The sequence below is a fragment of the Calidithermus terrae genome (assembly GCF_003574345.1).
GTDB classification, from domain to species: domain Bacteria; phylum Deinococcota; class Deinococci; order Deinococcales; family Thermaceae; genus Calidithermus; species Calidithermus chliarophilus.
Genome location: NZ_QXDL01000165.1, coordinates 1 through 9,476, shown reverse-complemented (window position 1 = coordinate 9,476; position 9,476 = coordinate 1). Strand labels below are relative to the sequence as shown.

Sequence of the window (9,476 nt, the reverse complement as noted above, 5' to 3'; positions counted from 1 at the left end):
TCCAGGACGATCTGCACAACAGCGGCGTGCTGCCCGAGCCGCACCCGGGCTTCAAGAACTACGTGTGGGAGCGCGACGGCTACCGCTGGCTCTTCGTCCACCACTTCGGCACCGGCGGCGCGGGCCGCTTCTGCCGCCAGTTCCACAGCCTCCAGGTGACGGTGGCCAACAAGTCCACGGGCGAGATCGTGGCCGACTTGCGCCTCATGACCGACTTCGGCGCCTCCCGCGACAACAACACCGACCTGCCGCTCAACGTCACCTGCCCCCAGGGCGTCCTCACCCCCTCCCAGGTGGCTCCCCTCAGCACCGGCACCCGCACCATCAAGGTGCAGCCCGACCTCAACGGCTACGAGCCCTGGCGCAGCGCCGATAAGGGCCTGATCCTGGGCCTCAGCCTCGCCGGCCTCACCTTCGACACCGTCACCCCCATCACCGGCTGCACCGACTCGACCTGCACCCAGATGATCCGCATCGGGCAGAACGTGGGCGAGCAGCGCCTGTTCGCGGTGGCGACCGACCCCGGCGGCCCCGCGCTGTCCATCGACGCCTCCAAGACGCCGGGCGGCGGCGGCGAGTTCTTCACCGACGTCTACGGCAAGAAGGTCCTGCCTGCCTCCGACCCCGGCGCCGTCCGCCAGTACGTCAAGCCCGGGCTGCGCCTCGAGGTGCGCAACGAGCGCAACAGCGAGTGCTACACCCGCGACGCCTTCTTCATGTTCTACGAGGCGTGCGGCAATGCCCCCCAGAGCTCGATGAACATCGAGGGCGCCCTGAGCGACAAGAACTAATACCCGATTCGGTTAGTTCGTCTCCCTTCGGCCGGCCGCCCCGCCTTGGTGGGGCGGCCGGCCGAAGTTATCCGCGTAGCGGAGGGCGGTACCGCCCCTTGGAAGGGAGACGCTTTCTTCGCCGGCCGTCAGGGAGGGGTGTGCTCTAGGGTCCAAAAAGATAGCCTCCAGGGTTCTGGGCTGGATGATTATCTTTTTGAATCCGGTATAACCCCCCACGGGCCTCCTCACTGCCGCAGCACCCCGGGCTTCGCGCCCGGGGTGCTCGTCCGTCCTGCAGGATCAATGGATTTCTTGCAGGAGCCGTTGGCGAGGAAAAGCCGCCAATAGCACCAGTACGGCTATCCGAACAACCAGGCACCCGGGTTTATGGAAATTCCAGCCGGTTTCGCCCCAATTCACGGAAGGATTAATAAGAACAAGGCCGGCCCAAGCACCCTTCCGCAGTTCGGTCTCGGGATTATTCGCTTTTCCCATGCAAACCGTGAGCGAACGATTTCCGTGGTGATCATCCCTAGCTCAGCAATTCCTCAGGATGAACCGCGAGCCTCTGATGTTAGATGACACGAATTTAAGGTGAGCGGGGTCTATTATGAGAAAATCCGGGCAAATTGCGGGCAAGGATCTCAGACGGGCATTTCTCTGGTCGCTGCTGATCGTGCTGGCAGCCTGCGCTGACCGCCCCGCGCCGGCCTCGGCCCCGCGGGTGGCCCTTAGCCTGAGCAGCGTGGCCTCGAGCAGCTCCGGCAGCGTGGGGGTGCGGGTGCTGGCGGAAGACGCCGTCGGGGTGCGGCGCCTGGCCTACCGGCTCAACGGCGGGGCCGAGCGGGCGGTGCGCCTGGCCCCCGGGCGCAGCGTGCGGCAGTACTTCAGCGTCGCGGGCCTCGAGCCCGGCGACAACGAGCTGGTGGTCAGCGCCTACAACGCGGCGGGGCTCGAGGGACGCGCCAGCGTGCGGCTCTTCCTGGCCGCCCAGCAGGCCGGGGCCCCGGTCATCAGCGTCGAGTCCCCCGCCGACGGCTCGAGCAGCGGCAGCGACACGGTGCGGGTGCAGGGGGAGGTGAGCGACGAAGGGCAGGTCGTGCGCCTGAGCTTCCGGCTCAACGACGAGCCGGAGGAGGTCATCCGCGTCACCCCGGGCGGCCGCTCGAGCTTCAACCACACCGTCGGCTTCCTGCGGCCCGGGGCCAACGCCCTCGTGCTCACCGCCTACGACGACGAGGGCAACGCCAGCTCCACCGCGCTGACCGTAAACTACGGCCAGGGCACGCCCGAGCCGGGCGGGGGCCCCGCCCTCAGCGTCTTCTCCCCCGCCGACGGCAGCACCAGCGACGCCGCCACGGTGCAGGTGCGCGGCAGCGCCAGCGGCGAGAAGGGCGTGAGCCGCCTGACCTTCCGGCTCAACGACGAGCCCGAGGAGGAGATCGACGTCGAACCTGGCGAGCGGGTGAGCTTCAACCACAGCGTGGGCTTCCTGCGACCGGGGAGCAACACCATCGTCCTCAGCGCCTACGACCCGGACGGGGCGCGGGGCACCTACACCCTGACCGTGAACTACGGCTCGAGCGGCGGTACCAACGCCGCGCCCAGCGTCCGCATCGCCGCGCCTGCCGACGGCAGCACCCTCGCCAGCCCCTCGGTGGAGGTGAGCGGCTCGGCCAGCGACGACGCCTCGGTGACGCGCCTGGCCTACCGGCTCAACGGCGGGGCCGAACAGGACGTGGGCGTCACGGCGGGCAGGACCGTGAGCTTCGGCTTCACCGCCGGCGGGCTCAGGGAGGGGGGCAACACCCTCGAGGTCATCGCCTACGACGCGGCGGGGCTCAGGGGCTCGGCCTCGTCGCGCGTGACCTACAGCCCCGCGCCGCCCACGGGCGACCTCGACTTCCGGCGGGTCCAGATCGACGCGGCCAGCCCCAAGGAGGCGTGGATGAAGAGCGTGGGCGACCTCAACGGCGACGGCCTGCCCGACCTCGTCATCGCGGGCGACGCCGACGATCTGGTGTGGTACGAGGCCCCCGGCTGGACCAAGCGCGTCATCGACGCCTACGCCCGCAGCCAGAGCGGCAGCGCCGTGGCCGACCTCGACAAGGACGGCGACCAGGACCTCGTGGTGGGCACCCACTGGTACGAGAACGCCAACGGCAGGGGCACCTCCTGGGCCAAGCACAGCCTCGGCAACGCGGGCACCCACGACGTCGTGGTCGCCGACTTCAACAGGGACGGCAAGCCCGACGTCGCCATGCGCGGGGAGCAGGACACCGTGGTTACGGTGTTCGTGCAGAACAGCAAGACCTCGTGGGACAGCTTCGACGTGGAGCCGGGCTACGGGCTCAACGGCCTGGCGGCGGGCGACATCGACCGCGACGGCTGGCCCGACCTGGCGGTGGGCGGCGTGTGGATGAGGAACCCCGGGAGCGGCGGCGGGGGGTGGGGCCGGTACACCTTCGCCCCCGGCTGGCAGGCTTACGCGGCCGTCGTCCTGGCGGACGTGAACCGCGACGGCCGCCTCGACGCGGTGATGGCGCCCTCCGAGCGCGCCGGCGAGGTGGCCTGGCTCGAGGCCCCCGCCGACCCGAAGAACGCCTGGACCCGCCGCGTCATCGAGCCCGGCGTTGACAGCATCCACTCCCTCGACGTGCTGGATTTCGACGGCGACGGCGACCTCGACGTGGTGGGCTCGGAGTTCCGCGGCCAGAAGCGCACCATGATCTGGCTCAACCAGGGCGGCTCGTGGCAGACCCGTGTGGTCGGCACCGAGGGCTTACACCAGACCCGCGTGGTGGACGCCGGCAGCGACGGGGACTACGACGTCTTCGGGCACGTCTGCCCCGAGCCCGAGGCCTGCTTCGGCACCGGGCCTGTTGTCTTGCTGGAGAACTGAGCAACCGGCCGGCTCGAGGCCCCGCCCCGGCACGGCGGGGCCTCTCAGCGTGGGCTCACGCTCGAGCGCCCGGCGATCTGGTAGTTTCGCTGGTGGAGCCGGAGGCCCCCGGGCCGCCCAGCGCTACCCCATCCCCGAGGAGAGGCCGTGAACCCACCGCGATGGAAGACCCGACTCCTGCTCTCGAGCCTGGCCCTGGCCCTGCTGCTGGGGGCCCAGGGCAACCCCTTCAGCTTCCGCCGGGTGCAGATCGACAAGGCCAGCCCCGAATCGGCCTGGATCAAGAGCGTCGCCGACCTCAACGGCGACAAGCTCCCCGACCTCGTCATCAGCGGCGGCAACGGGCCGCTGGTGTGGTACCAAGCCCCCTACTGGGTCAAGCGCACCATCGACCCTGCCGCCAAGAGCCAAAGCGGCAGCGCGGCGGCGGACATCGATGAGGACGGCGACCTGGACCTGGTGGTGGGGGTGGTGCTGTACGAGAACCTCAACGGCCGGGGGACGTCCTGGAAGCGGCACGTGCTCGGCAACGCCGGCACCCACGACGTCGTGGTCGCCGACCTCGACAAGGACGGCAAGCCCGACGTGGTCATGCGCGGCGAGACCGACACTGTGATCACGGTGTTCCTGCAGAACGCCAAGGACGACTGGCGCCCCTTCGAGCTCGACCCCCGCCGCAGCCGCAACGGGCTCGACGTGGGCGACATCGACCGCGACGGCTGGCCCGACCTCATCACGGGCAGCGTGTGGATGAAAAACCCCGGCCCCGGCCTCGCCAAGGCCCGGTGGAGCGAGCACACCTACACCGACTGGGTGCCCTACGCCGCCGTGGTGCTCGCGGACGTGAACGGCGACGGCCGCCTCGACGCGGTGGCCTCCCCTTCGGAGGAAAAGGGCCGGGTCTCCTGGCTCGAGGCGCCGCCCGACCCCGCGGCCCGCTGGCGCGAGCACGTGATCGAGCCCGGCGTCGAGAGCGTCCACTCCCTCGACGTGCTGGACTTCGACAAGGACGGCGACCTCGACGTGGTGGGGTCGGAGTTCCGCGGCCAGAAGCGGCTGTTCGTATGGCTCAACAAGGGGAACGGCTGGGAGGCTCGAGTCCTGGGCACCGAGGGGCTGCACCAGACCCGCGTGGCCGACGCCGGCAGCGACGGGGACTACGACGTCTTCGGGCACGTCTGCCCCGAGCCCGAGGCCTGCTTCGGCACCGGGCCCGTGGTGCTGATGGAGAACCGCTCGAGCCGCTGAGCCCCCCGCTTGGGGGAGGCGCATTTTTCCCGGTGAACCTTCCGGGAATACCCCAAAACCCGAAAAATCCCGGGTTTCACGCTCGAGCCCGTACGGGCTAAAGCGTGTTTCGGATTGAGTCCATCCAAGCTCGGTGGTAAGATGTGAAAGTTGACAGAATTGCAAAAGCGTTTGGCATATCCCCAAGCTCAAGGGGAACTCAACACTAGCTAAACGGACCTTTACACGATTCTCAACGCCCTCAGTGTCTTCTCACGGTTGAATTACGTGGCTTGAGTCGTTGCCTTAACGGAGGCGTTATGCGTTTGGGGCCAGGGTCAACACAGGGAAAGCTCTTTTGGGGGCTGCTGGCAGGAATGGTGTTGCTGCTGGCGGCGTGTGCCAGGGGCGACGGGACGCCCCCGGAGATCCGGATCAGCCAGCCCCTCGGCGGCTCCACCATCCCCGACGACGGCGTCGCGGTCCAGGGGGAGGCCCTCGACGACAACGGGGTCGCCCGCCTGACCTACCAGCTCAACGGCGGGGTCGAGCACCCCGTCGGCATCACCGTGGGCCGCCAGGTCCCCTTCGACTTCGCCGTCACGGGCCTGGCCGAGGGGGACAACACCGTCCTGGTCAACGCCTACGACACCACCGGCCTGAAGAGCACGGCCAAGGTCGAGTTCCGGCGGGCCCCGCGCAACGCCCCGCCCCAGGTCGGCCTCAACGAGCCGGCCGACGGCAGCACCACCGCCAGCAGCAGCATCGCGGTGAAGGGCGTCGCCGCCGACGACCGGGGCGTGACCGCCCTGAGCTACCGCCTCAACGGCGGCAGTGAGAAACCCGTCAGCATAAACCAGGGCAAGAGCGTGCCCTTCTTCTTCAGCGTCAGCGGCCTGCAAAGCGGGGCGAACACCCTCGAGGTCATCGCCTACGACGCGGCGGGGCTCAAGGGCTCGGCCTCGTTGCGCGTGACCTACAGCGCCGCCTCCGCCTCGACCCCTAAGCTCAGCATCGGCCAGCCCGCCGACGGCGCCGTCGTCAGCGCCGACACCGTGCGCGTCCTGGGCAGCGCCAGCGACGACAAGGGCGTGACCCGGCTGAGCTACAAGCTCAACGACGAGGCGGAGGAGAGCTTCGGCGTCAACCCCTCCGCCCAGGTCAACATCGACCACACCCTCGGCTTCCTCAAGCCCGGCGCCAACGTGGTGGTGGTGAGCGCTTACGACAGCGAGGGGAACAAGGGCTCGAGGTCCTTCACCGTCAACTACACCCCGCCGCCCACCCCGCCCAGCCTCAGCCTCAGCGAGCCGGCCAACGGCAGCACGGTCTCGAGCAGCACCGTCGCCGTGCGGGGCACCGCCAGCGACGACACCCTCGTCTCGCACGTGAGCTACCAGCTCAACGGGGGCAACGAGCAGAACGTCAGCATCAGCGCCGGCAAGAGCGTGAGCCTCAGCTTCAACGTCGGCGGGCTGAGGCAAGGCGGCAACACCCTCACGGTGCACGCCTACGACAACAACAACACCCGCACCTCCGTCACCCTCAGCCTCACCTACGCCTCCGGCACCAACGCCGCGCCGAGCGTCACCATCAGCAGCCCGGCCAACAACAGCAGCACCGGCAGCAGCGCCGTGCGCGTCCTGGGCACCGCCAGCGACGACCAGGGCGTGACCCGGCTGGGCTTCAAGCTCAACGGCGAGCCCGAGGAGACGGTGAACGTCACCCCCGGCAAGTCGGTGCCCTTCGACCGCACCATCGGCACCCTCCAGAGCGGCAGCAACACCCTCACCGTCTTTGCCTACGACGAGGCGGGCCTCAAGGGCCAGGCCAGCGTCAGCGTGACCTACAACCCCACCACGCCTCCGCCCCCACCCCCGCCGACCGGCAGCCTCAACTTCCGGCGGGTGCAGATCGACGCCGAAAGCCCGCAGTCGGCCTGGATGAAGAGCATCGGCGACCTCAACGGCGACGGCCTGCCCGACCTCATCATCGGCGGGGACAACGTCGAGCTGGTGTGGTACGAGGCCCCCGGCTGGACCAAGCGCACCATCGACAGCGCCTCGCGCAGCCAGAGCGGCAGCGCCGTGGCCGACCTCGACAAGGACGGCGACCTCGACGTGATCTACGGCACCCACTGGTACGAGAACGCCAACGGGGCGGGCACTTCGTGGGCCAAGCACGGCCTGGGCAACGCCGGCACCCACGACGTCGTGGTCGCCGACTTCAACAGGGACGGCAAGCCCGACGTCGCCATGCGGGGCGAGACCGACTCGGTGGTCACGGTCTTCCTTCAGAACAGCAAGACCTCATGGTCCTCCTTCGACATCGACCCCGGCTACGGCCGCAACGGCCTGGCGGCGGGCGACATCGACCGCGACGGCTGGCCCGACCTGGCGGTGGGCGGCGTGTGGATGAGGAACCCCGGCGGCGGCGGGGGGGGCTGGGGCCGGTACACCTTCGCCCCCGGCTGGGAGCCCTACGCCAGCGTGGTGCTCGAGGACCTCAGCGGCGACGGCCGCCTCGACGCGGTGATGGCGCCCTCCGAGCGCGCCGGGGAGGTGGCCTGGCTCGAGGCCCCCGCCGACCCGAAGAACGCCTGGGCCCGCCACGCCATCGAGGGCGGCGTCGAGAGCGTCCACTCCCTCGACGTGCTGGACTTCGACCGTGACGGCGACCTCGACGTGGTGGGCTCGGAGTTCCGCGGCGGCAAGCGCCTGTTCGTGTGGCTGCGCAGCGGCTCGAGCTGGAGTGCCCAGGTGATCGGCACCGAGGGGCTGCACCAGACGCGGGTGGCGGATATCGGCAGCGACGGGGACTACGACGTCTTCGGCCACGTCTGCCCCGAGCCCGAGGCCTGCTTCGGCACAGGGCCCGTGGTGCTGATGGAGAACCAGCCCGCCAGCGGTTCCTCCAACCGGGTGCTGGTGTTCTCCAAGACCGAGTCCTTCCGCCACGACTCCATCCCCGACGGCGTCGCCGCCATCCGGCAGCTCGGCAGCCTCAACGGCTTCGGCGTGGACGCCACCGAGGACGCGGCGGCCTTCACCAGCGCCAACCTGGCCCGCTACCGGGCCGTCGTCTTCCTCAACACCCAGGGCAACGTGCTCAACGCCTCGCAGCAGAGCGCCCTCCAGCAGTACATCCAGGGGGGCGGGGGCTTCGTGGGGGTCCACAGCGCGGCCGACACCCTCAACGGCTGGCCCTGGTACGTGCGGCTGGTGGGGGCGAAGTTCTCCAGCGAGATCCGCGCCAGCGGGCTCAGGCTGACCGTGACCGACGGCTCGCACCCCTCGAGCCAGGGCCTGCCCAGCCCCTGGTACTTCGAGGTCGAGGCCTACAACTTCGACGTCAACCCCAGGGTCAACGGGGCCACCGTGCTGCTCAACCTCGACGAGTCCTACGTGGGCGGGGGCACCATGGGCGCTGACCACCCCGTGGCCTGGTACCACCTCTACGACGGGGGGCGCTCCTGGTACACCAACCTCGGCTCCGACAAGGCCGACTACAGCGACCCCAAATTCCTGGCCCACCTGCTGGGGGGCATCCAGTGGGCGGGGAACTTCGGCCTAAGCGCCGCCGGCCGTCTGCCGGATGATCCGCAGGTACGCCTCGGCCCGGCTGGGCCAGGTCAGTTGCCGGGCATGGTCGCGGGCCGCCTGGCGCCATTCCTCAGCGGCTGGGGCGGCTAGCGTCTCCTCGAGCGCCCGCGCGAAGGGCTCGAGGCTGGGCTCCACGACCGTTCCCACCCGGCCCACCACCTCGGGCAGGGCGGCGCAGTTGGTCACCAACACCCGCGTGCCGCAGGCGAGGGCCTCGAGCGCGGGCAGCCCGAAGCCCTCGTAAAGGCTGGGCACCGCCATCACGTCGGCGGCGCGGTAGGCCGCCTGCAGCAGGGCGTCGTCGATGTCCTGCAGGAAGCGCACCTCGCGGCCCTCCCGCAGGCCGAGCTCGCGCAGCAGGGCCTGGGTCTGGGCCCGCCAGCGCGCCCCGCCCGCCCCCCCGACCTTGAGCAAGGCGGCGCCAGGGAAGCGCCGCCGCACCCGGGCGAAGGCCCGCAGCAGCAGGCCCACGTTCTTGCGCGGCAGCTCGGTGCCCACGTAGAGCACCAGCGGCCCCTCCAGGCCCGGCTCGAGGCGGGACTGCAGCAACTCCCGCGCCCGCAGGGGGTCGGGGCCGGGCTCGAGGAAGGCCGGGTCCACCCCGTTGAGCACTACCTCGACGCGGCCCTCGAGCTCGGGCAGGTGGTGCAGCAGGCGCCGGCGCGTGAACTCCGAAACGGCCACCACCCGGCTGGCCCGGCGCAGCCCGTAGAAGCTGGCCTCTACGCTCTTCTGGCCCCACCAGTCCAGGGTGCCGCGGTCGCTGGGGAAGTCCACCACCCCGATGTCGTGCACGATCACGACGCCGGGCAGGCCCCCGGTGTCGCGCAGGGCCTCGGCCCCGGTGAGCTGGGGCAGCAGGACGAGGTCGCTGGGGCGTGAGGGCCGCACCCCGATGGGGCGGGTGCGCAGCAGCGGCAGGGGAAGGCGGCGGTAGGCAGCCCCCACCACCCGCACCCGCTCGCCCCACCC

3 protein-coding genes and 2 pseudogenes are annotated in these 9,476 nt (G+C 70.1%); 4 read left to right on the top strand and 1 reads right to left on the bottom strand.

Translation table 11 applies throughout. From position 1 onward, the window contains the following. From Mterra_RS22450 to Mterra_RS23205, 4 genes and pseudogenes are all read left to right on the top strand, one after another. Positions 1-791, top strand: a pseudogene (locus Mterra_RS22450) (hypothetical protein); the annotation flags it as partial. Positions 792-1,518: 727 nt separating this feature from the next. Beyond that, positions 1,519-3,675 (top strand): FG-GAP-like repeat-containing protein, encoded by a 2,157-nt coding sequence (locus Mterra_RS15810; RefSeq protein ID WP_119316046.1) that lies wholly within the window; start codon positions 1,519-1,521, stop codon positions 3,673-3,675. A gap of 147 nt (positions 3,676-3,822) precedes the next feature. Continuing rightward, positions 3,823-4,923 carry an FG-GAP repeat domain-containing protein gene (locus tag Mterra_RS15805; RefSeq protein ID WP_119316045.1) on the top strand — a complete coding sequence of 367 codons (1,101 nt, stop codon included), beginning with the start codon at positions 3,823-3,825 and terminating at the stop codon, positions 4,921-4,923. Between the two features lie 356 nt (positions 4,924-5,279). After that, on the top strand, positions 5,280-8,594 hold the full coding sequence (locus Mterra_RS23205; protein ID WP_119316044.1) for a ThuA domain-containing protein: 3,315 nt from the start codon (positions 5,280-5,282) through the stop codon (positions 8,592-8,594). On the opposite strand, the pseudogene Mterra_RS15795 reads toward Mterra_RS23205, so the two are convergent. After that, positions 8,595-9,395, bottom strand: a pseudogene (locus Mterra_RS15795) (glycosyltransferase); the annotation flags it as partial. Between the last annotated feature and the right edge of the window lie 81 nt (positions 9,396-9,476).

What these genes read in the sequence shown, in the direction of transcription:
- Mterra_RS23205 (WP_119316044.1), top strand. Translation starts at nt 5,280, where the DNA reads ATGGTGTTGCTGCTGGCGGCGTGTGCCAGGGGCGACGGGACGCCCCCG.